A 22,219-nucleotide genomic window follows, 5' to 3' on the forward strand; every position below is an offset into this window, starting at 1 on the left:
AGCCACCACCGAGAAATCCGCCACGCGGCCCGGTGCTCCGTGGAACGCTTCCGCCATGGTCAGCGCGCACCCCGGGCTCGTCGTCGACGGGGTCCAGGTCGTCCACGTCCCCCTCGACGACGACGTCACCCACGTCCGGCTCTGCTTCGCGGTCGGCTCGAGGGACGAGACGCTCCGCGAGCAGGGCGTGCTCCACATGCTCGAGCACCTGGCCATGCACGCCGTGACGGGCGACAGCGTCATCGACGCGAACGCCTCGACCGGACCGAGCCGCACCGAGTTCTCGGCCTCCGGTCCACCCCGGCTGGTGGCCGACCACCTGGAGCGGTTGTGCCGGGCACTCGCGCACCCGAAGGTGGCGCGGATGGCCGACGAGGCCCCCGTGGTGGCGGCGGAGATCGACGGCGACGACGGCCCCCACCACGCGTTGCTGGCCGCTCGCTACGGGTTCGTCGACCTGGGCAGCGGGAGCGTCGTCGGTCCAGGACCGGACGGGCTCACGCCCGAGCAGGTCCGCGCTGCAGCGGCCCGGTGGTTCGTCCGGCAGAACGCGGTGCTCCTGGTGGAGGGATCGATGCCGACCGACCTCCGGCTGCCCCTGGCCGACGGGCCGGTGCCGACCCACGTGCGCGTGGCCCCGCGTCGTCGCCCCGGACCGGCGGCCCTCCTGCTGGACGGTCCGGCCTGCCTCGTGAGCCTCCTGCTCCCCCCACCGGACCCGCAGCGGCTCGACGAGCTTGCCGTCGAGCTCGTGCGCCAGCGTCTGCTCGACGTCGTGCGTCACGAGAAGGGCCTGACCTACGCGCTGGACGACGAGCACTTCGTCGACGTGCCCCACGCGTCGGGAGGACGGGGCAGCGACTTCATGATCGGGGCCGACCCGCTCGAGGCGCGCCTGGTGCCCGCCGTGCAGGCCTTCGTCCGCACCGTGCTCGCGCTCCTGGGGCACGGGCCCCGGCCGGAGGAGCTGCGCAGGGCTCGCGAACGGCTCGCGCTGTCGGCCGAGGGCCGGCGGGCTTCGCTCGAGCGGGACCTGGACCAGGCCCTCGACCGCGTGGCCGGGAGAGGCCTCGCGGTCGGCGACCGTCGTACGGTCGCGGACGAGGAGGGCACGGTCACGGCGTACCTCCGGCGCCTGACCGGGGACGCGCTGTTCGCGCTGCCCGACCACCCGGAGCTCGACCTGGCGGAGCTGGGGCTGCAGCCGGCCTCGGTAGAGCCGCTCGGCCCGGGTCCCCTTCCTCCGGGACGACGGTTCCGTCCTCCGCTCCTGGCCCGCGCGATCAGCTCGAGCGCCCGGAAGGCCGAGCTGTGCCTGACCGACGACGGCCTGCACGTGATGCTCGAGGGCGAGGTGCAGTCAGTTCGCTGGACCGACGTCGTCGGCGTGCTCGAGGAGGACGAGCACGGGCACGAGCTGGCCGTGTTCGGCGCTCAAGGGTCCACGGTGATGATCGGGACCAAGGTCTGGCGTGGCGCCGAGGGCGTCACCACGGCACTCCGCGCGGCCGTCCCGGCCGACCTCTTCTACCGCCGCTCCAGGTTGCTCAGCGGACCTGAGGAGTGAGGGACGCCGACGATCAGGAGTTGAACGCGCTCTGCGTGCGCTCAAGGCCCTGCTCCACGAGGGACTCGACCGCGTCAGCGGCGCGCTGGACCTCGATCTCGACGTCCGTCCGTGCCGAGGCGGCGAAGTTGCTCAGCAGGAAGTCGGCCGGGTCCTGCCGACCGGGAGGGCGGCCGACGCCGATCCGTACGCGGTAGTAGTCGCCGGTGCCGATCGAGCGGCGGATCGACTTGAGCCCGTTGTGCCCGTTGTCCCCGCCGCCGTGCTTGACCCGCAGCTGCGTCGGGTCGATGTCCAGCTCGTCGTGCACGACGACCAGGGCCGACGGCTCGATCTTGTAGTAGGACAGCAGGCCCGAGACGGGCCCGCCCGTCTCGTTCATGTAGGTGCGCGACTTGGCCAGGACGAGCCGGTGCTGGTCGGGCCCGGGAGGGCCGACGCGCACGTCGGCCGTCTCGGCCCGGATGCCCTTCGCAGCGGCGAAGCGAGCGCCGCCACGGCGCGCCAGCTCGTCGACGACCATGAAGCCGACGTTGTGGCGGTGGCCGGCGTAGGTCGGGCCCGGGTTGCCGAGCCCGACCACCAGCCAGAGCATGCTGCCTCCGTCAGGCAGGTCAGGCGTTCGCGGAGCCCTCGGAGTCGCCGTCGGCGGACTCCGGCTGCTCCGGGGCGTCGCCCTCGGCCTCGGTGCCCTCGGCCAGCGTCGGCTCGATGCCGACCTCGGCCTCGGCCTCGGCCAGGTCGGCCTCGATGTCCGCCGCGGTCGGGGCCGCGGTGACGTTGACGATCAGCGACTCGGGGTCGAGCCCGGACAGGGTCGAGCCCTCCGGCAGCTGCAGGTCGGCGGCGGTGATCTGGGTGCCGACCTCGGCGCCCTCGATCGACACGGCGATCTGCGTGGGGATGTGCGTGGCCTCGGCCTCGAGCGGCACCGAGTTGGCGACGAGGTCGACCAGGGCGCCCGGCGTGGCCTCGCCCTCGAGGACGACCGCGACGTCGACGGTGACCTTCTCGCCGCGACGGACGAGCACCAGGTCGACGTGCTCGATGGTGCGCTTGATCGGGTCGCGCTGGACCTGCTTGGGCAGGGCGAGCTGCGAGCTGCCGTCGAGCGAGATGGAGAGAAGCGCGTTGGCCGTGCGCAGCGCCAGCAGGGTCTCGTGACCCGGCAGCGTGATGTGGACGGGATCGGTGCCGTGCCCGTACAGGACGGCGGGGATCTTGTCGGCACGACGGATCCGGCGGGCGGCACCCTTGCCGAACTCGGTGCGCGCCTCGGCGACGATCGTGACCTCGGGCACTAGGACCTACTCCTTGCATATGCGACGAACGGTGGGATGGAGCTCGGGTGTCGCCACCGGCGTGGAGCAGCGTGCGACCGCAGACCGGCCCTTGGGAGAACCGGTGCCCTGTCGATCACGGTCAGCGACCCTCGCCGAGGCAACCGGGGAAGCCTAGCCGACGCCTGGGCGTACGCCCGAATCCGTCCGTCTGTCCACAGGAGACCGCGTCCCGGGCGGCACGGACCCGGGGTTCTCCTTACAACTCCGACGTGGACCCGCGACTGCTCGACTCCTGCGCCCGGGCACGCTACCGCGCCTCGGCCGACGCGGTCCTGACCGGCGTGACCGCCCTCCACCTGCTGGGGGTCGAGGTCGGCGACCCCCTGCCCGTACGGCTCGCGACCGCGGGTGCGGCGCAGACCCGGGACCGTACGGTCCGGCTGCACCGGCTCCGCGACCTCCCGAACTCTGCAGGCGGCGTCGCCCTGCCTGCTGACGCCTGGCTGGCCGCGGCGTCCGACCTCGACCTGCTGGACCTGGTGACGGCCGGCGACACGCTCGGCCGGCTCGGCCGCTCCACCCCGGCCGAGCTCCAAGGGCTCGCCAGCGCACGACGAGGACGGTCCTGCCGTCATGCCCGGCGGGCGGCCGGGCTCGTCCGCGACCGGGTCGACTCCGTGCGCGAGACGTGGCTGAGGCTGTGCCTCGTGCTCGTCGGCCTCCCCGAACCCCGGACCAACGTGGTGCTCGGCCACGGTGAGCGCCTGATCGGCCGCGTGGACCTGCTCCTGGACGAGTTCGGCCTGGTGATCGAGTACGACGGCGACCAGCACCGTGACCGGGGCCAGTGGAACACCGACCTCGACCGCGACGACGCCTTCGCCGAGGCGGGCTTCACCACGATCCGCGTCACCCGCGACCGAGCCCGCCGGCCCCGCCGGCTGGTCGAGAAGGTGCACGCTCGCCTGGTCCAGCGGGGCTATGCCGGGCCGGCACCCACCTTCACGCCCGAGTGGGTCGAGCTCTTCGAGCGCCGAGTGTGACGACACCCCGGACGAATCCGATTCTCGAGCCGGACATCACCGGCGTGTCGTCACACTCGGCGCCCCTACCGACGGATCCGCTTCGGTGCAGAGGGACGAGCGGTCAGCTCTGCCCGTCGAACAGGCTCGTCACCGAACCGTCCTCGAAGACCTCCCGGATCGCGCGGGCGACCAGCGGGGCGATCGAGAGGACGGTCAGCTTGTCGAGGCGGCGGTCCTCGGGGATGGGCAGCGTGTTGGTCACGATGACCTCCTCGAACGCCGAGCTGGTCAGCCGCTCCGTCGCCGGGCCGGACAGCACCGGGTGCGTCGCGGCGGCGATGACCTTCTTGGCCCCGCGGGCGACGAGCGCCTCGGCCGCCTGGCAGATGGTGCCGGCGGTGTCGATCATGTCGTCGACGAGCAGGCAGACGCGGCCCTCGACCTCGCCGACCACCTCGTGCACGGCGACGGTGTTGGCGACGTCGGGGTCGCGGCGCTTGTGGATGATCGCCAGCGGCACGTTGAGCCGGTCGCTCCACATGTCGGCGAGGCGTACGCGACCGGCGTCGGGCGAGACGACGGTCATCTCGGACTTGTCGTAGCGGCTCTCGACGTAGTCGGCGAGCACCGGCAGCGACCACAGGTGGTCGACGGGGCCGTCGAAGAAGCCCTGGATCTGCGCGGCGTGCAGGTCGACCGACATCAGGCGGTTGGCGCCGGCGGTCTTGAACAGGTCGGCGACCAGACGGGCCGAGATCGGCTCGCGGCCGCGGTGCTTCTTGTCCTGGCGCGCGTACGGGTAGAAGGGCGCGACGACGGTGATCCGCTTGGCCGAGGCGCGCTTGAGCGCGTCGACCATGATCAGCTGCTCCATCAGCCACTCGTTGACCGGGGCCGCGTGGCTCTGCAGGACGTAGGCGTCGCTGCCGCGCACCGACTCCTCGAAGCGGACGTAGATCTCGGAGTTGGCGTAGCTGATCGCCCGCGTGGGCACGATGTCGACGTCGAGGATCTGCGAGACCTCCTGCGCCAGCTCGGGGTAGGCACGCCCCGAGAACAGCATCAGGTGCTTGACGTTCGGCCGCTTGAAGCCGGTCACGACTCCCTCTCGGTGTCAGGTTGGGGGTCTGCCGGGTGGCCGACGACCTCTTGGTCGCTCAGGGGTGCGTGGACGACGTGCTGCTCGACCTCGGGCGGTTCGGAAGCGCCGTCGGGCTCGTCGTGGGCGGCGTCGCCGGCCCGGGCGGCCGTGGCCGCCTCGGCCGCCGCGGCGGTCTTGGTGCCGGCGCGCTTGCGGGCGACCCAGCCGGCGACGTTGCGCTGGCGGGCGCGGCTGACCGCGAGCTCGCCGGCGCCGACGTCGCCGGTCACGGTCGACCCGGCGCCGACGTAGGCGCCGTCGGCGACCGTCACCGGGGCGACGAGGGTCGAGTCGCTGCCGACGAAGCTGGCGCGCCCGACGCGGGTCCGCGACTTGGTGACGCCGTCGTAGTTGGCGAAGATCACGCCCGCGCCGATGTTGGCGTCCTCGCCGACCTCGACGTCGCCGGCGTAGGTCAGGTGCGGGACCTTGGCCCGGTCGCCGATGCGCGCGTTCTTGGTCTCGACGAAGGTGCCGATCTTGCCGCGCTCCCCCAGCACGGTGCCGGGCCGGAGGTAGGCGTACGGGCCGACGCTGGCGCCGGCGCCGATCACCGCGAGCGAGCCGTGGGTGCGCACGACGGTGGCGCCCGGACCGACCTCGACGTCGACGAGCGTCGTCTCCGGCCCGATCGTCGCGCCCGCGGCGACGGAGGTGGCGCCCTCCAGGGAGGTGCCGGGCAGCAGCGTGACGTCCTCGCCGAGGTCGACCGAGGCGTGCACCCACGTCGACGCCGGGTCGACGACCGTCACGCCAGCGCGCATCCAGCGCTCGAGCGCGCGACGGTTGACCTCGGCGTTCATCCGGGCGAGCTGCACGCGGTCGTTGACGCCCTCGGTCTGCCAGGCGTCGGTCGTCACGTGAGCCCCGACCAGCCGGCCGGACTCGCGGGCGGAGCCGACGACGTCGGTCAGGTAGAGCTCGCCCTGCGCGTTCGTCGGGCGCAGCGCTGCCAGCCCCTCGCGCAGGGTCTCGGCCTCGAAGACGTAGATGCCCGAGTTGATCTCGTCGATGCGCCGCTGCTCCTCGCTGGCGTCGCGGTGCTCGACGATCGCGAGGACCTCCTCGCCCGCGCCGCGCACGACCCGCCCGTAGCCGGTGGGGTCCTCGACCCGGGCGGTGAGGACCGAGACGGCGGTGCCGGCGGACCGGTGCTCCGTGACCAGGGCGGCGAGGGTGTCGGCGGTCAGCATGGGCACGTCGCCGTAGGTCACGAGGACGTCGCCGTGCAGCTCCGGCAGCGCGGCCAGCGCCACCTGCACCGCGTGGCCGGTGCCGCGCTGCTCGGTCTGGACCACGGTCGTGACGTGGGGGGCGATCTCGTCGAGGTGCGCCTCGACCTGCTCGCGGAGGTGGCCGACCACGACGACGACGTGCTCGGGCTCGAGCGCGGTCGCGGCGTCCACGGCGTAGCTGAGCATCGAGTGCCCGGCGATCTCGTGGAGGAGCTTGGAGCGCGAGGAGCGCATGCGCTTGCCCTCGCCCGCGGCCAGGATCACCACCGCGGAGACCGGCCCGCCCTCGAGGGCGGGGGTCTGCGGGCCCGTCGGCGCCGCGCTGCTCACACGCTCGTCCTGTCTGTCGATCCGTCCGACGGTCGGTGCCGCTCCCGGACGTCGGCGCAGGACGGCGCCGCGAGGCACCGCGCTGCTCCCCGGGTAGGAGTCGAACCTACGTCGCTTGTCCTGATTCAAAGTCAGGCGGGCCCTGCCGGCAGACCAACCGGGGATCGCCTCGTGCTGAGTGCCCCCGTCGTCACCAGACCGACCGGGACCGGCCCGGCCCAGCGTACGCAGGACAGCGCCCCGCGTCATTCCGAGCGCCCGGGTGCGGACGCCCGGAGCCGCTCCCGCCGAGCCGGCGGACCTCCCTCGGACGGCCCCTCGAGGTCGCCGCCCGAGCCCGTCCGGAGGCGTCCTCCGCCGCCGCCGGGACCAGTCCCCTTAGCCTGACCGCATGGGTGACGGGGCGGACGAGGTCGACGACCTCGTCGCGGCCTGGCGCCGGGAGCGGCCCGACGTCGACACCTCACCGATGGAGGTCCTCTCGCGCGTGGACCGGCTGGCCCGCCACGTGGACCGTGCCCGGGCCGCCGCCTTCAGCCGCCACGACCTCGAGGGCTGGGAGTTCGACGTGCTGGCGGTCCTGCGCCGCTCGGGCGAGCCCTACCGCGCCTCGGCCGGCGCCCTGGTCCGCGCCACGGGCGTGACCTCGGGGACCATGACGAACCGCGTGGACCGCCTCGTCTCGCGCGGCCTGGTGCGCCGCGGGAGCGACCCGGACGACCGGCGCTCGGTGCTCGTCGAGCTGACCCCCGAGGGCCGCACGGCCGTCGACGGCGCCCTGGTCGACCTCCTCGAGGCCGAGCGCGAGCTGCTCGCCGCCCTCGACGAGCCGGGCCGGCGCACGCTCGCCGCCGCCCTGCGCGGCCTGCTCGCGTCGTACGCCGCCCCGGCCTCAGCCGGCTGAGGCCCTCCGCGCCGCCAGGCGGGTCTCCACCACGACGAGGGCCGCCAGCACCGCCCCCGTGACGAGCTCGGAGACCGGCAGCGGGGTGCTGGCCAGCACGAGCGCGGCGGCGCCGACGAAGGGCACCGCGGTCCGCCAGGAGCGGTCGTGCAGGCGCAGGTGGACCACCCACATCGCGAGCAGCAGCACGGCGACCGGCACCGTCACGGCCGCGGAGGTGACGAGGTCGAGGTGGCGCCCCTCGGGGTGCGCGACCGCCTCGGTCCGCGCCGCCAGCCCCGCGCCGACGCCGGCCGCGGCGGCGTAGATGACGTAGTGGCCGAAGCCGAACAGGTACTGCGCGTGGGTGCCGTCGCGCCGCGCGCGCTCGAGGACCTCCGCCGCCTCGCGGGAGAAGTAGAGCCACCACAGGCTGAAGACGACGAGGACCCCGCCGAGCGTGACGCCGGCGACGGCGACCCGGTGCTCGGTCTCGCCGGTGAACGCCTCCTGCACGGCCAGCGTCGCCGACAGGATCGTCTCCCCGAGCACGATGATGAAGAAGAGGCCGTAGCGCTCGGCGATGTGGTGCGGGTGCCAGCTCGTCTCCCCCGTCCGCTCGGCCCACGCGGGCACGAGCAGCTCGCAGGCGACGAGCGCCGCGAACAGCGGCACCACGAGGCCCGGGACGTGGCTGGCCAGGTAGAACGCCACCCACCCCAGCTGCACGACGACGATCCCCAGGGCGTAGCGCAGGCAGGTCCGCCGCCGGGCCGGGTCGTTGCGGGCGGCCCGCAGCCACTGCAGCACGAGCCCGACACGCATGACCACGTAGCCGACGACGACCAGCCCGAAGTGCCCCTCGCGCTCCTCGACGCCCTCGGCCAGCGTCATGATCCCGGCCGCCAGGGTGAGCACGCCGACGATCTGCAGGATGGTGAGCAGGCGGTAGCCGACGTCGTCGTTGTCGTAGGCGGAGGAGAACCAGCTGAAGTTCAGCCAGGCCCACCAGATGGCGAAGAAGGCCATGGCGTAGCCGAGCACCGCCGGTCCGACGAGCCCGGCGACCAGTCCGTGGTGCAGGGCCGCGGCCGCCTGGGCGACCGCGACGACGAAGCACAGGTCGGTGAGGAGCTCGAGCTCGGAGGCGACGCGCCCCTGCTCGTCGGGGTCGCGGGGCCGCAGGGGCCGGACGAGGCGGGCGGTGACGGCGGGCGCGCTCACGCCTGGGAACACTAGGCCGTCGTCGGCGCGGCCGCCTCAGCCGACGACGCGCGCCCCGACGACCGGCCCGCCGGCCCGCATCACCTTGCGCGCCACGCCCTCCGCGCTGAGCGCGATGCTGAGGTCGACGGCGTCCTCCTCGTCCTCGACGAGGAAGGCGCAGGTCGGCCCGGAGCCCGAGACCACGGCACCGACGGCCCCCAGGTCGAGGCCGGCGTCGAGGACGCGGCGCAGCTGTGGGCGCAGCGTGAGCGCGGCCGGCTGCAGGTCGTTGACCAGGGCGGCGCCGAGCTCGTACGGGTCGCCGCCGCGCAGGGCGTTCATCAGGTCGGCCGGGACCTCGGGCGGCTCGGGCGAGGGGTTCAGCTCGTCGAAGCGGCGGTAGACCGCCGGCGTCGAGAGCCCCTCCTGCCCGAAGGCCAGCACCCAGTGGTAGCTGCCGCGGGCGAGCGCCGGGGCCACGTCCTCCCCCCGACCGCTGCCGACGGCGGTGCCGCCCATCAGCGAGAAGGGGACGTCGCTGCCCAGCTCGGCGCCCAGGTGGCGCAGCACCTCCGGGGCCAGGTCGATGTCCCAGAGCGTCGCGCAGGCGAGCAGCGCCGCGGCCCCGTCCGCGGAGCCGCCGGCGAGCCCGCCCGCGACCGGGATGTTCTTGCGGATCGTCAGGTGCACGCCGAGCCGGTCGCCACCACCGTGGGTCCGGGCGAGCAGCCGGGCGGCGCGCAGGGCCAGGTTGCTGTCGTCGAGGGGCACCTGCTCGACGCCCTCCCCGCTGGCCTCGAGCTCGAACTCGTCGGGCTCGGCCCACTCCGCGTGGACGTCGTCGTAGAGGGAGACCGCGTGGTAGACCGTCGCGAGCGGGTGGTAGCCGTCGGGACGCGGCGCGCCGACCTTGAGGGCGAGGTTGATCTTGGCGGGCGCCCGGACGTGCACGCCGACCGGGGCGGGCGGCAGGGGCGAGGCCATTCCCGGAACCCTACGCAGCCGGTCCGGGGAGCCGTTCGGCGACCCGGGCGAAGGCGGCCACGTCGAGCACCTCGCCGCGTGCCTGGGGGTCGACCCCGGCGGCCACGAGCGCCTCCGACGCCGCGGCCGACGAGCCCGCCATGCCGGAGAGCGACGAGCGCAGCATCTTGCGCCGCTGCCCGAACGCGGCGTCGACCACCGCGAAGACCCGCTCGCGGGTCGCCCCGGTGGCCGGGGGCTCGCGGCGCCGCAGCGCCACCAGGCCGGAGTCGACGTTGGGCACGGGCCAGAAGACGCTCGGCGACACCGAGCCGGCCCGCCAGGACTCCGCGTACCAGGCCGTCTTCACCGAGGGCACGCCGTAGACCTTGCTGCCGGGCGGGGCGGCGATGCGGTCGGCCACCTCGGCCTGGACCATGACGAGCCCGCGCTGCCACTCCGGGAAGGTGGCGAGCAGGTGCAGCAGCACGGGCACGGCGACGTTGTACGGCAGGTTGGCCACGACGGCGGTCGGCGTCGCGGGGAGCTCGGTGACCCGCATCGCGTCGGCCGTGACCACGTCCAGGCGGTCCGCCCGCTCGGGCAGCCGCTCGGCCACGGTGCGGGGCAGCTCGCCGGCCAGCAGCTCGTCGATCTCGACCGCCACCACGCGGTCGGCGACCTCGAGCAGGCCCAGCGTCAGCGAACCCAGCCCCGGACCGACCTCCAGCACCACGTCGTCGGCCCCGACGCCCGAGGCGGCGACGATGCGCCGGACGGTGTTGGCGTCGACGACGAAGTTCTGCCCGCGCTGCTTGGTCGGCCGCAGGTCGAGCCGGGCGGCGATCTCACGGATCGAGCGGGGGTCCAGCAGGCTCACCGGGCACCCCGCCCGTCGTGGTGCGTCAGGCGCAGGACCAGGCGCTGAGGCCCGAAGCCTTGCGGACACGCTCGGCCACGGCGATCTGCGCGGCCTTGCTCTGCTGGTCGGGGCGACCCGTGCCGCCGTAGGCACGCCAGGTCTGCAGGTTGAACTGCAGCCCGCCGTAGTAGCCGTTGCCGGTGTTGATCGACCAGTTGCCGCCGGACTCGCACGCAGCGATCTTGTCCCACAGACCGACGTTCGCCACACCGGCGCTGGAGGTCGAGACCTTCTTGGGCGCCGGCGCCTTGGTGCCGACGACGACCACGCGGGTCACGGGCTTGCGGTTCACGACGGTCTTGGTCGCCTTGCGGCTGACCTCCTTGCCGTCGTGGGAGACGACCCGGTAGGTCGTGGTCTTGGAGCCGACCTTGCCGGCGGTCTCGGTGCGCGTCTTGCCGCGTTCGAGCTTCGACGACTTCTTCGACACCGTCGCGTACCCCACGTCGCTGCGCTTGGTCTTCGACGCGACGTCGACGCGGACGAAGGTGACCTTGGTGCCGTCGGTGAGCTTGGCGCCGACCGGCTTGCTCAGCTCGTCGTCGGAGTCGGGCTTGACCCCGGCCGCCTCCAGCGCGTCGCCGACGGTGGCACCGGTCGTCGTGAGGGTCTTCTTCTTGCCCGCGACCGTGACGGTCACCTTCTTGGGCATGGCCAGCGAGACGGTGAGGCCCTCGCGGCCCACGGGCGTGCTGCGGCTGGTCGAGAGGTCGGCACCGCTGGTGTCGAGCCCCAGGGCGGTGATCGCGCTGCCGACGTCGGTGGCCGTGGTCCACAGGGTCTGCGGGGCGCCGTCGACGTCCACGGTGACCTGGCGCCCGAAGCGCACCGACACCTGGGTGCCGTCGTGCAGCTCGGTGGCCGCGGAGGGCGCGACCACGTCGTGCGGGCCGACGACGATGTCCTGGGCGGTCAGCAGGTCGCCGACGGTCTGGGCGCTGGTGGTGACCTGGCTCGAGTGGCCGTCGACGGCGAGGTCGACGTCGGACCGCAGGCCGGCGTAGGCGAGGGAGCTGCCGCCGACGGCGAGGACGGCCGCTCCGGCGATCACGGGGACGATGGCGCGCACGATGCTCCTGGCTGGCCGGGGCAGGCCGGTCGGGGTCAAGCGGCCGCTCCGGCCGCAAAGGTCACGGAACCATAACGAGCACCTGAGAGGTCGTCAAAATCGCAACGGTCCGGCCACGGGCGCGAGCAGGTCTGCCACCGCCTCGAGCGGCTCACCAGCGACCGCGGTGCACGACCTCCGCGGCGGGCTTGCGCGGTCGTCGTGCGGGCGACCCGCGGCTGCCGCGCTCCCCCGTCGCCGGCGCGTGGCCGAGGCTCACGACGCCCACGCCGAGCTGGTCGGCGGGCACCCCGAAGGCCGCGTGGACGGCGTCCGCCCGCTCGGGCGGGACGCCGAAGAAGCAGGCCCCGAGCCCGAGGTCGACGGCCCGCAGCAGCATGGCCATCGCGGCCATCCCGGCGTCGACGAACCAGTACGGCGCCGACCACCGCCCCTCGTCGCGGTCGGTCCAGCCCTTGTCAGGCTCCGCGTAGCGGTCGAGGTAGGCCTCCCGGTCGGTCAGCACGAGCACGAGCACCGGCGCGGTCCGCATGCCGTCGAGCCAGCGGTTCGACGCGCCCGGCCGGGTTTCCGGAGCGCCAGCGACGGGAACTCCTTGCGGGGGGTGTGGGGGGTCGTCCCCCCTCAGGACGGTGGCGGACCAGAACCGTCGCACGTCCTGGGGTGCGTCGAGCACGAGGAGCGAGACCCCCTGGGTGAAGCCGGCCGACGGCGCCCGGAGGGCCGCGGCGACGACCGCCTCGACCGCGTCCGCGGGCACCGGGGCGTCGGGGTCGTAGCGCCGGACCATGCGGCGTCGGGCGAGGGCGTCGGCGAGCTCCACGTCAGGCGTCGGCGTCCGCGTACGCGGGCCAGCTCCCGCCGAGCGCGACGTCGGCGTTCGCGTCGAGCACGCGGCAGAGCTCCTCGAGCGGGAGCTGGCGGACCTCGGCCATGACCCGCGCGGTGTGCGGGACGAGGTAGGAGGCGTTCGGGCGTCCGCGCACCGGCATCGGCGTGAGGAAGGGCGCGTCGGTCTCGACCAGCACCCGGTCGAGCGGGGCGACGGCGAGGGCCCGGCGCAGGTGCACGTTCGCCTTGAACGTCACCGTCCCCGCGAAGGACAGGTGCGCCCCGCGGTCCAGGCACGCCCGCGCGAAGGCCTCGTCGCCGCTGAAGCAGTGCATGACCACGCGGTCGGGCACCCCCTCCGCGTCGAGGACGTCGAGCACCGCGTCGTGGGCGTCGCGGTCGTGGATCATCAGCGTGCGGTCGTACGCCTTGGCGAACGCGATGTGCGCGGCGAAGGACTCGCGCTGCAGCGCCTGGCCCTCGGCGCTGGGCGTGCGAAAGAAGTCGAGCCCGGTCTCCCCCACGACCCGGACCTCCGTGTCGCCCGCGAGCGACTCGACGACGGCGAGCCCGTCGGCCAGCGCCGTCCGCGACTCGGCGCCGAGCCGGGCGGCGTCGTTCGGGTGCAGGGCGACCCCGGCGACGACCGACGGGTGCCGCCGCGCGAAGTCCACGGCCCAGCGCGACTGCTCCACGTCGCACCCGATCTGCGCGAGGCGGGTGATCCCCACCGCCGCCGCCCGGGCCAGCGCGTCGTCCGGGTCGAGCCCCGACAGCTCCGCGGTGATGTCCAGGTGGCAGTGCGTGTCGACCACCGGCCCCGGCAGCCCCTCGGGCGCCGGCGGCAGGTCGGTCCAGTCGGTCCGTGAGCTCACGCTCCCGATCCTTCCTCAGCGAGCCGCAGCCACCCCTTCGGGCCCTTCGACAGGCTCAGGGAGCGTCCTCGAGACGGGCGCCCGGAGACGGAAGACGCTCCCTGAGCTTGTCGAAGGGCCTCGAAGAGGTCGGCGTCCTCCGCTCCTGGAGAGATGGATGTGAACCCCTTCGACAGGCTCAGGGAGCGGTCTTGCGCTGCCTCGTCAGCTCGAGGGCAGCCGCGTACAGGGCGTTGCGGGGGACCCCGGAACGTTCGGCGACCTCGGCGACGGCGGGCTTGAGGCGCGCGCCGGCGGCGACGAGCGTCGCGACCTCGGCCGCCGCGCCCTCGAGGTCGGCGACCTGCTCGGCGGCGCCGGAGACCACGAGGGTGACCTCGCCGCGGACCTCCTCGGCGGCCCAGGCGGCCAGCTCGGACAGCGGCCCGCGCACGACCTGCTCGTAGGTCTTGGTCAGCTCGCGGCAGACCGCGCCCGCCCGCTGCGGCCCGAACGCCTCGACCATCGCGGCCAGCGTCTCGGCCGTGCGGTGCGGGGCCTCGAAGAAGACCATCGTGCGGGGCTCACCGGCCAGGCGGGCGAGCTGGCGCGAACGCTCCCCCGCCTTGCGCGAGAGGAAGCCCTCGAAGCAGAAGCGGTCGACCGGCAGGGCCGACAGCGCCAGCGCGGTGAGGACCGCGGACGGGCCGGGCGCGCTCGTCACGGTGACGCCGGCCGCGACCGCAGCGGCCACGAGGCGGTAGCCCGGGTCCGACACCGAGGGCATCCCGGCGTCGGTCGCCACGACGACACGCGCCCCGTCGAGCAGCGTCGCCACCAGCTCCTCGGTCCGCGCCGCCTCGTTGCCCTCGAAGTAGGAGACGACGCGGGCCGAAGTCGTCACGCCCATCCGCTGCAGCAGCGCCCGCAGCCGGCGGGTGTCCTCGGCGGCGATCACGTCGGCGCCGGCGAGCTCGGCACGCAGCCGCGGCGAGGCGTCCTCGGCGTGCCCGATGGGCGTCCCGGCGAGCACGAGCACGCCCGCGCCGTCCGCTGCGGCTTGCTCTGGGGGCTGGTGCACCTGGTCAGGATGGCACCTCGTCACAGGTTGGCCTGGTTACTCTTCTTCGCGTGACGCGGCCGGTGCTCGAGCGCGGGCCGGCGTTCGACGCGGAGCCCGAGGACGAGCGCCCGGCACGCGCCGTCGCCGCCACGCCCGCGCTGCGCACGCCCGTCGACCGCCTGCGCGACCCGATGCCGGCCGACCGCCTGCGCGGCTGGGTCGTCACCCTCGTCATCAGTGCGATCGCCTTCGTGCTGCGGCTGCCCGGGCTCGCATACCCGAACAAGCTCGTCTTCGACGAGACGTACTACGCCAAGGACGCGTACTCGCTTCTGACGTTCGGCTACGAGCGCAACTGGCCGGAGAACGCCAACGAGCAGATCACCAGCGGCAACGTCGACGTCATGCAGCGCACGGCGGAGTTCGTCGTGCACCCCCCGGTCGGCAAGTGGCTGATCGCCTTCGGCGAGCACCTCTTCGGGATGAACTCGTTCGGCTGGCGCTTCGCCCCGCTGGTCTTCGGCGTGCTGCTCGTGCTCGTGACGATCCGCCTGGTCCGCCGCGTCTCGCGCTCGACGCTGGTCGGCGGGCTCGCGGGGCTGCTGCTCGCGGTCGACGGGCTGGCCTTCGTGATGTCCCGGACGGCACTGCTGGACGTCTTCGTCGCCTTCTTCACCGTGGCCGCCGTCGCCTGCCTGGCCGCCGACCGGGACTGGTTCCGGAACCGGCTGGCCGACCACGTCGTACGCCTGGGTCGGCTCGACCTGGACCGCGCCTTCGGCCCGGCGCTGGCCCTGCGGCCGTGGCGGATCGCCTCCGGCGTCTGCTGGGGCCTGGCCCTGGGCACCAAGTGGAACGCCCTCTACGTGCTCGCGGCGTTCGCGCTGCTGAGCGTGGCCTGGGACGTCGGCGCCCGCCGGCTGGCCGGGGCCGGGCGCCGAGCCAACCTCGCGCTGCTGCGCGACGGGATCCCCGCCTTCGTCTCCCTCGTCGTCGTCGCCCTCGGCGTCTACGTCGCGACGTGGGCCGGCTGGTTCGCGACCTCGGGCGGCTACGACCGCGACTGGGGCACCAAGCACCCCGAGGCGACCACGACCAAGGTCTTCGGCGAGACGCTCGCGTCGTGGTTCCAGTACCAGCGCGACATCTGGAACTTCCACACCGGCGACTTCATCAACCACGCCGAGCACGCCTACCGCGCCGACCCGTGGGGCTGGCTGCTGGTCGCGCGCCCGATCGGGATCGACGCGGTCAACAACATCGCGCCGGGCACCGACGGCTGCGCCGGCCCGGACAACTGCATCCGCGTCATCAGCGGCATCGGCACCCCCATCCTGTGGTGGGTCGCGATCCCCTGCCTCGTCGTGGCGCTGCTGCTGTGGGTCGGGGGCCGGGACTGGCGGTTCGGGATCCCGGTCGTCGGGGTCGCGGCCGGGTGGCTGCCGTGGTTCCAGTACGACTCGCGGCCTCTGTTCTTCTTCTACGCGATCATGATCATCCCGTTCTCGGTGATGGCCGTGTCGCTCGTCGCCGGGCGCCTGCTGGGCGACGCGAGATCGGGTGACCGACGCCTGCTTGCGGGGATCGTCGTCGGCGTCTTCGTCGCGGTGGTGATCGCGAACTTCGCCTACCTCTACCCGATCCTCACCGACACCCTGCTGCCCTACCCGAGCTGGCTGACCCGGATGTGGTTCCGCAGCTGGATCTAGCCCGACTGCATTTTCTAGCGCCAGTCGAGCGGCGGGTCGGCCGCCCACGCTCGTGCGGCTCCAGGCAGCGCGACTAGCGCTAGAAAGTGCAGTGCGTCAGCCGACGAGCTCGACGCCGTTCGCCCGGGCGGCGGCGAACTGCTCGCCCACCTCGCGCGCGATCTCGACGAGCTCCGGCGCGATGTGCGGCACGTCCTCGGTGCGCACGCGGCTGCTCGGGCCGGAGACGGAGATCGCGGCCCGGAACGGCAGCCCCTTCAGGGGCACGGAGACGCAGCGGACGCCGAGCTCCTGCTCCCCGTCGTCGAGCACGTAGCCGTCACGCCTGCCGAGCGCGAGCCGCTCGAGCATCGCCGGCACCGTGGTGATCGTGCGCTCGGTGCGCGCCGGCATCCCGGTCCGCTCGAGCATCGCCGTGACCTCCTCGTCGTCGAGCTCGGAGAGGATCGCCTTGCCGACACCGGTGGAGTGCAGCATCACCACGCGCCCGACCTCGGTGAACATCCGCACCGACCGCGGCGACGGCACCTGGGCGACGTAGACGCAGGCGTCGCCCTCGAGCAGGGCCAGGTTCGCGGTCTCGCCGAAGAGGTCGACGAGCCGCGCGAGGTACGGCGTGATCCAGGGGCCCAGCCCCCGGCTCGCGCTCTGGCCCAGCCGGATCATCCGCAGGCCGAGGGCGTAGCGCTTGGCGCGGTCCTGGCGGGCGTAGCCCTGGCTGGTCAGGAAGCGCAGCAGCCGGTGGACCGTCGGCATCGGCAGCGAGGTCGCCTCCGCCAGCTGCGACAGCGTCATCGGGCCGTCGGCCAGCTGCTCGAGCAGGCTGAAGGTGCGGTCCAGCGACTGCACCCGCTCCGGGCTCCGGGCCCCTGCTTCCGCCATGCGGAAAACCTACCCCGCAGGGCAGGGGCGAGCGGCGGCCGAGCACCGGGCTCCGGTGCGTCCGTGGCGACGGGTCTGCTGGACTGGTCGCGTGGAGCCGGTGCGGGTGGTGGTCGCCCCCGACAAGTTCAAGGGCTGCTTGCCCGCGGCCGGGGTCGCCGAGGCGCTGGCCGACGGGATCCGCTCCGTCCGCCCGGACGTGGAGCTCCTGCTGCTGCCCGTCGCGGACGGCGGCGACGGAACCGTCACCGCGGCGCTCGCCGCCGGCTTCCGCGAGGTCGTGGTCACCATCGAGGGCCCGACGGGCGAGCCGGTGCGCGCGCCGTACGGGGTCCGCGGCGACCGGGCCGTGATCGAGCTGGCCGCGGCCTGCGGGCTCGACCTGCTGCCCGGCGGCCGGCCCGCGCCGCTGTCCGCCTCGACGTACGGGCTGGGCCAGGTGCTCCGGCACGCGCTCGAGCACGGCGTACACCACGTCGTCCTCGGCCTCGGCGGCAGCGCCTCGACCGACGGTGGCGCCGGGATGGTCCAGGCGCTGGGTGCTCGACTCCTCGACGGCGCCGGTCTCGAGCTCGGCCGGGGCGGCGCCGCACTCACCGACCTCGCGACCCTCGACCTCGACGACCTCGTGGCCCTCGAGGGCGTACGGGTCGTGGTCGCGAGCGACGTCGACCACCCGCTGCTCGGGACGTACGGGGCCGCAGCGGTCTTCGGGCCGCAGAAGGGCGCCGGACCCGACGAGGTGCGGCTCCTCGACGACGCGCTCACCCGCTGGGCCGACGTCGTCGCGGCGGCTACCGGGCAGGACCGGCGCGACCTCCCCGGAGCCGGGGCCGCGGGCGGGACCGGGTTCGCCGCGCTCGCGCTGCTCGGGGCCTCCCTCCGCCCGGGGATCGACCTGGTGCTCGAGCTCGTGGGGTTCGACGCCGCGGTGCGCGGTGCGTCGCTCGTCGTGACGGGTGAGGGTTCGGTGGACGCGCAGTCGCTGGCCGGCAAGGCGCCCGTCGGCGTCGCCGCGGCCGCCGCACGGGCCGGCGTCCCGACCGTCGCCGTCGCCGGCCGGAGCCTCCTCGCGCCCGGGCTCGCCGAGGCCGCGGGGATCGGCGCGGTCCACCCGCTCTCCGACCTGGAGGCCGACCCAGCACGCAGCATCGCGGACGCCGTCCCCCTGCTGCGCCGCGTGGGCGCGAGGATCGCCACCCAGCACCTGGGCCCGAGGGCACCTGGACCGGAGCAGGCCATGAGCAAGGAGGAACGGTGACGGACGAGGACGGCCAGCAGGAGCCGGGAGCGGACGTCGACGACAGCCGTACCGTCGCCGACCGCGTCAACGACCCCGAGCGCATCCGCGGCCTGATCGCCGCGTACCGGCAGGAGCACGGCGTGCCGGACGACCGCGTTGCGGTGACCCGGCCCGCCCGCTCGCAGGGCTCGCCGGGCGGGCCCGAGCTGGACCTCGTGCTCCGCGGCCGGCGGGTGCTCACCACCGCGGGCGTCGTCGCCCGCGAGGTCGGGGTGCGCGACGGGACCGTCGTGGCCCTCGAGCCGCTCGGCGCGGGTCTCCAGGCCCGCCAGGTCGTGGAGCTGGCCGACGACGAGGTGCTGCTGCCCGGCCTCGTCGACACCCACGTCCACGTCAACGAGCCCGGGCGGACGAGCTGGGAGGGGTTCGCGTCGGCGACGCGCGCGGCCGCAGCGGGGGGCGTGACGACGCTGCTCGACATGCCGCTGAACTCGGTCCCGGCCACGGTCAACGCCCCCGCGCTGGAGTACAAGCGACTCTTCGCCGACGGGCAGGTGTTCGTCGACGTCGGCTTCTGGGGCGGAGCCGTGCCGGGCAACGCCCCGCACCTGCGCGCGCTGCACGACGACGGCGTCTTCGGCTTCAAGTGCTTCCTGCTGCACTCCGGCGTCGACGAGTTCCCGCACCTCGAGGCCGACGAGCTCGAGGCCGACCTCGCGGTGCTCAGGACCTTCGACTCGCTGATGATCGTGCACGCCGAGGACTCGCGGGCGATCGACCGCGCGCCGCGCCCGGACGGTGCGGCGTACGCGTCGTTCCTCGCCTCACGCCCCCGCGGTGCGGAGAACCTCGCCATCGCCGAGGTCATCGAGCGAGCCCGCTGGACCGGCGCCCGGGCGCACCTGCTGCACCTGTCGTCCTCCGACGCGCTGCCCATGATCGCCTCGGCCAAGCGTGACGGCGTCGACCTCACGGTGGAGACGTGCCCGCACTACCTGACGCTGCTCGCGGAGGAGATCCCCGACGGGGCCACGGCCTTCAAGTGCTGCCCGCCGGTGCGCGAGGCGAGCAACCGCGAGGCGCTGTGGGAGGGCCTGGTCGACGGGACGATCGACTTCATCGTGTCCGACCACTCCCCCTCGACCCTCGACCTCAAGGACCTCGAGAACGGTGACTTCGGCGTCGCCTGGGGCGGCATCTCCTCGCTCCAGCTCGGGCTGTCGCTGATCTGGACCGAGGCCCGCCGCCGCGGCATCGGCCTCGAGCGCGTGGTCGAGTGGATGGCCACGCGACCCGCGCAGCGCGTCGGGCTCCGGTCCAAGGGGGCCCTCGCCCTCGGCTTCGACGCCGACCTGGCCGTCTTCGCCCCCGACGACGCCTTCGTCGTCGACGCCGGGCGCCTCCACCACCGCAACCCGATCACGCCCTACCAGGGCCGCGCGCTGTCGGGCCGCGTCCGCCGTACCTACCTCCGCGGCGAGCCCGTCGACCTCGAGGGCACGCCCACGGGCCGGCTCCTGCGCCGCGGCGAGGCCTGAACCTCGACTGCGCGCACTCCCCCGGCCCCCCGGTGCTCGGTTCCGTGGTGTCGGCAACCTGTGCGCGCATAGCTTCCGCTCACCGAGCCCACGCTGCATCCTGGGCTCGGTGTCGGGAACGTATGCGCGCACAGGTTCCCGACACCGGGCTCCCCACCGCCTCGTCCGGCCGCGACCCGACCGTGGAGCAGGGGCCGACCGCAGCGCCGCGAGCTCAGGCGTCGGCGAGACCCCGCGTACGGGCGGTGTAGATCGGGTTCGCGTCGGCGACGAGGTCGTCGAAGCGGTGCCCGGCGATGTTCGCGATCTCGATCAGGGCGAGCGCGTGCTCCTGGGTCGGGGAGTTGTCCAGGCGGTGGCGGCCGTGCTCGAGGATCTGCTCGAACGAGGACCGGTCGCGCACGGAGATGATCAGCGGGAAGCCGAACCGCTCCTCGTACGCGTCGGCCAGCGCGGCGAGCTCTCCGTGCGCCTCGTCGTCGAGCCGGGTGAGCCCGAGCGCCGACTGGTCGCCGAACGAGCCCGCGCCGGCCTCGCCGGAGGCGACCGCGTCCGAGCCCAGCTCGGGGTAGGCCGCGAAGAGCTCGCGCTGCTCGTCCTTGCTCGCCACCAGCAGCGCGTCCTGGAACGCCCGCCGCAGCTCACGGGTGTCGGCGTACGGGCGCTCGTCGTACGCGCGCTCGACCACCCAGCGCGGGCCCTGGAAGAGCCCGCCGAACGTCTCGACGAACTCCTCGCGGCTCATCTGGTTCACGTCGTTGAGCCCGACCAGGCTGCGCCCCGGCACGCCGGCCACGGCGGCACCGCGGCTGCGGCCGACGTGGTGGAAGAGCAGGTTGAGCCCGATGGCCACGATGCTGCCGAGCGTGATGCCCGAGCCGAAGATGATCTGCGCCCACGACGGCACGGCCTTGGCCACGTCGGGCTGCACGGTGACGAACACCGCCAGCCCGATCGCGGTGGAGACGATGACGACGTTGCGGTGGTCGTGGAAGTCGACCCGCGACAGCGTCTGGATGCCGACGACGGCGACGGTCGCGAACATCGCCAGCGCGGCCCCGCCGAGCACCGGGTGCGGGATGCCGGCGACCAGCGCGCCGGCCTTGGGGATCAGGCCGAGCACGATCATGATCGCGCCGGCGGTGGCGACGACGTATCGGCTCTTGACCCGGGTCAGGCGCACGAGGCCGACGTTCTCGGCGAAGCAGGTGTAGGGGAACGAGTTGAAGACGCCGCCGATCGTCGTGGCGAGGCCGTCGGCCCGGAGCGCACGGGCGATGTCGTCGCGCTTGATCCGCTTCTCGACGATCTCGCCGGTGGCGAAGACGTCACCGGTCGTCTCGACGGCGGTGATCAGCATGACGACGATCATCGAGATGATCGCGGCGACCGAGAACTTCGGCCAGCCGAAGTAGAACGGCGTGGTCAGCCCGACCCAGCTCGAGTCGGCGACGCCGCTGAAGCTCGCGTCGCCCAGCAGCCAGGCGACGAGCGTGCCCACGACCAGGCCGACCAACACAGCGACCGTAGCGAGGAAGCCGCGGAAGATGCGCTGGATCGCCACGATCAGCGCGAGGGTGCCGAGCGCGTACGCGAGGTACTTGGGGTTGGTCGGGTCCGACGTCGGCCCGGCCCCGCCGGTCGCGTCCCCTGCGGCGACGGGCAGCAGGGCGATGCCGATGATCAGGATCACCGAGCCGGTGACGACGGGCGGGAAGAACCTGATCAGGCGGCTGAAGTACGGCGCCATCAGGAAGGTGAAGATCCCGGCGACGATCACCGCGCCGTAGATCACCAGCAGGCCCTGGGTGCCGCCGCCGGCGGCGAGCGCGATGGCGATCATCGGCGACACGGCGGTGAAGGTCACGCCCTGGAGCAACGGCAGCCGGACCCCGACCTTCCAGAATCCGATCGACTGGACGATCGAGGCGATGCCGCAGGTGAACAGGTCGGCGTTGATCAGGTGGATCAGCTCGCGCTCCGACAGCCCGATGGCGCTGGCCAGGAGGATCGGGACGACGACCGCGCCGGCGTAGAAGGCGAGGACGTGCTGGAAGCCGTAGACCGCCAGCTTGCCGGCGGGCAGCACCTCGTCGACGGGGTGCTTCGCGCGGCGCGCGGGTCGCTCGGGGAGAGCGGCAGTGGTGGCCATCGGGTGCCCCTTCCGCCGGGCTCTCGCCTTCCGTCGCACGGAAGCGCCGTACCGGTCGCCGGACGAGGCTAGGACCGCACCACACACGCGTCAAGGACTGCGCGCCGGGACGTGTGAGGTCGTCTGGTTTCGCTGGGTGGAACCCTGCTTCCGTCCAGTGGCAGCGTCAGCGCAGGTTCCAGTTACGCTACGAGGCACGGCCCGCTGTCGTTGCGCATGGATAACCGGCGTCGGACCAGCCAGAATCGACACCAACCATGCGACGACGCCGACGCCCGGAGCCGGGCGGACGCGTCGTCGCAGCACGGGACGGAGCTGGCTGA

Annotated in this window: 19 protein-coding genes and 1 tRNA gene; 6 read left to right on the top strand and 14 right to left on the bottom strand. The window is 73.7% G+C overall.

The window, feature by feature from the left end:
• The first annotated feature begins 55 nt into the window (after positions 1–55).
• Positions 56–1,567, top strand: coding sequence for a M16 family metallopeptidase (locus BLU42_RS13770; RefSeq protein WP_091075307.1), 1,512 nt, complete (start codon positions 56–58; stop codon positions 1,565–1,567).
• 13 nt (positions 1,568–1,580) lie between these two features.
• On the opposite strand, the gene pth is transcribed toward BLU42_RS13770, so the two are convergent.
• Positions 1,581–2,162 (bottom strand): aminoacyl-tRNA hydrolase, encoded by a 582-nt coding sequence (gene pth, locus BLU42_RS13775; RefSeq protein ID WP_091075311.1) that lies wholly within the window; start codon positions 2,160–2,162, stop codon positions 1,581–1,583.
• Positions 2,163–2,181: 19 nt separating this feature from the next.
• Complete coding sequence (locus BLU42_RS13780) at positions 2,182–2,868, bottom strand: 50S ribosomal protein L25/general stress protein Ctc (RefSeq protein WP_091075315.1); 687 nt, start codon at positions 2,866–2,868, stop codon at positions 2,182–2,184.
• A 251-nt stretch (positions 2,869–3,119) separates the two neighbouring features.
• On the opposite strand from BLU42_RS13780, the gene BLU42_RS13785 reads away from it, so the two are divergent.
• Entirely contained in the window at positions 3,120–3,893 is a 774-nt protein-coding gene (locus tag BLU42_RS13785; protein ID WP_091075318.1) for a DUF559 domain-containing protein, read from the top strand.
• Between the two features lie 103 nt (positions 3,894–3,996).
• Here BLU42_RS13785 and BLU42_RS13790 read toward each other — a convergent pair whose 3' ends face one another.
• The 3 genes from BLU42_RS13790 to BLU42_RS13800 all read right to left on the bottom strand — a co-directional run bounded on the left by BLU42_RS13790 (position 3,997) and on the right by BLU42_RS13800 (position 6,745).
• Complete coding sequence (locus tag BLU42_RS13790; protein WP_091075322.1) at positions 3,997–4,974, bottom strand: ribose-phosphate diphosphokinase; 978 nt, start codon at positions 4,972–4,974, stop codon at positions 3,997–3,999.
• Positions 4,971–6,581, bottom strand: coding sequence for a bifunctional UDP-N-acetylglucosamine diphosphorylase/glucosamine-1-phosphate N-acetyltransferase GlmU (gene glmU, locus BLU42_RS13795; protein ID WP_269457990.1), 1,611 nt, complete (start codon positions 6,579–6,581; stop codon positions 4,971–4,973). Before glmU ends, BLU42_RS13790 begins: the two co-directional genes overlap by 4 nt.
• 85 nt (positions 6,582–6,666) lie before the next feature.
• Positions 6,667–6,745: transfer RNA gene (locus tag BLU42_RS13800), tRNA-Gln, on the bottom strand.
• Between the two features lie 227 nt (positions 6,746–6,972).
• On the opposite strand from BLU42_RS13800, the gene BLU42_RS13805 reads away from it, so the two are divergent.
• The gene (locus BLU42_RS13805; RefSeq protein ID WP_091075326.1) at positions 6,973–7,485 is read left to right on the top strand and encodes a MarR family winged helix-turn-helix transcriptional regulator; all 513 of its coding nucleotides are present in this window, start codon (positions 6,973–6,975) and stop codon (positions 7,483–7,485) included.
• On the opposite strand, the gene BLU42_RS13810 is transcribed toward BLU42_RS13805, so the two are convergent.
• The 7 genes from BLU42_RS13810 to rsmI all read right to left on the bottom strand — a co-directional run bounded on the left by BLU42_RS13810 (position 7,474) and on the right by rsmI (position 14,390).
• A complete protein-coding gene (locus tag BLU42_RS13810) occupies positions 7,474–8,688 on the bottom strand; it encodes a low temperature requirement protein A (protein ID WP_091075329.1) in 1,215 nt (404 codons plus the stop codon). The genes BLU42_RS13805 and BLU42_RS13810 overlap by 12 nt on opposite strands.
• 36 nt (positions 8,689–8,724) lie before the next feature.
• The gene (locus BLU42_RS13815; protein WP_091075332.1) at positions 8,725–9,654 is read right to left on the bottom strand and encodes a 4-(cytidine 5'-diphospho)-2-C-methyl-D-erythritol kinase; all 930 of its coding nucleotides are present in this window, start codon (positions 9,652–9,654) and stop codon (positions 8,725–8,727) included.
• Between the two features lie 10 nt (positions 9,655–9,664).
• On the bottom strand, positions 9,665–10,513 hold the full coding sequence (gene rsmA, locus BLU42_RS13820) for a 16S rRNA (adenine(1518)-N(6)/adenine(1519)-N(6))-dimethyltransferase RsmA (protein WP_091075336.1): 849 nt from the start codon (positions 10,511–10,513) through the stop codon (positions 9,665–9,667).
• A gap of 25 nt (positions 10,514–10,538) precedes the next feature.
• Positions 10,539–11,624, bottom strand: coding sequence for a resuscitation-promoting factor (locus tag BLU42_RS21620; RefSeq protein WP_172825796.1), 1,086 nt, complete (start codon positions 11,622–11,624; stop codon positions 10,539–10,541).
• Positions 11,625–11,775: 151 nt separating this feature from the next.
• Positions 11,776–12,447 carry a nitroreductase family protein gene (locus BLU42_RS13830; protein WP_091075342.1) on the bottom strand — a complete coding sequence of 224 codons (672 nt, stop codon included), beginning with the start codon at positions 12,445–12,447 and terminating at the stop codon, positions 11,776–11,778.
• A 1-nt stretch (position 12,448) separates the two neighbouring features.
• Positions 12,449–13,330 carry a TatD family hydrolase gene (locus BLU42_RS13835; protein WP_231918156.1) on the bottom strand — a complete coding sequence of 294 codons (882 nt, stop codon included), beginning with the start codon at positions 13,328–13,330 and terminating at the stop codon, positions 12,449–12,451.
• Positions 13,331–13,508: 178 nt separating this feature from the next.
• Positions 13,509–14,390: a 16S rRNA (cytidine(1402)-2'-O)-methyltransferase gene (rsmI, locus tag BLU42_RS13840; protein ID WP_091075349.1), complete on the bottom strand. Its 882-nt coding sequence runs from the start codon at positions 14,388–14,390 to the stop codon at positions 13,509–13,511.
• Between the two features lie 173 nt (positions 14,391–14,563).
• On the opposite strand from rsmI, the gene BLU42_RS13845 reads away from it, so the two are divergent.
• Positions 14,564–16,081 (top strand): dolichyl-phosphate-mannose--protein mannosyltransferase, encoded by a 1,518-nt coding sequence (locus BLU42_RS13845; protein WP_091080504.1) that lies wholly within the window; start codon positions 14,564–14,566, stop codon positions 16,079–16,081.
• Between the two features lie 96 nt (positions 16,082–16,177).
• Here the strand turns inward: BLU42_RS13845 and BLU42_RS13850 are convergent, their stop codons facing one another.
• Entirely contained in the window at positions 16,178–16,963 is a 786-nt protein-coding gene (locus BLU42_RS13850; RefSeq protein WP_091075353.1) for an IclR family transcriptional regulator, read from the bottom strand.
• A 91-nt stretch (positions 16,964–17,054) separates the two neighbouring features.
• Here BLU42_RS13850 and BLU42_RS13855 point away from each other — a divergent pair, with 91 nt between their 5' ends.
• The gene (locus BLU42_RS13855) at positions 17,055–18,224 is read left to right on the top strand and encodes a glycerate kinase (protein WP_231918158.1); all 1,170 of its coding nucleotides are present in this window, start codon (positions 17,055–17,057) and stop codon (positions 18,222–18,224) included.
• On the top strand, positions 18,221–19,744 hold the full coding sequence (gene allB, locus BLU42_RS13860) for an allantoinase AllB (protein WP_231918159.1): 1,524 nt from the start codon (positions 18,221–18,223) through the stop codon (positions 19,742–19,744). Before BLU42_RS13855 ends, allB begins: the two co-directional genes overlap by 4 nt.
• A gap of 214 nt (positions 19,745–19,958) precedes the next feature.
• Here allB and uraD read toward each other — a convergent pair whose 3' ends face one another.
• Entirely contained in the window at positions 19,959–21,896 is a 1,938-nt protein-coding gene (uraD, locus tag BLU42_RS13865; protein WP_091075356.1) for a 2-oxo-4-hydroxy-4-carboxy-5-ureidoimidazoline decarboxylase, read from the bottom strand.
• Positions 21,897–22,219: the final 323 nt, after the last annotated feature.

Source organism: Microlunatus sagamiharensis (assembly GCF_900105785.1).
In the GTDB taxonomy this organism is placed as follows: domain Bacteria; phylum Actinomycetota; class Actinomycetes; order Propionibacteriales; family Propionibacteriaceae; genus Microlunatus; species Microlunatus sagamiharensis.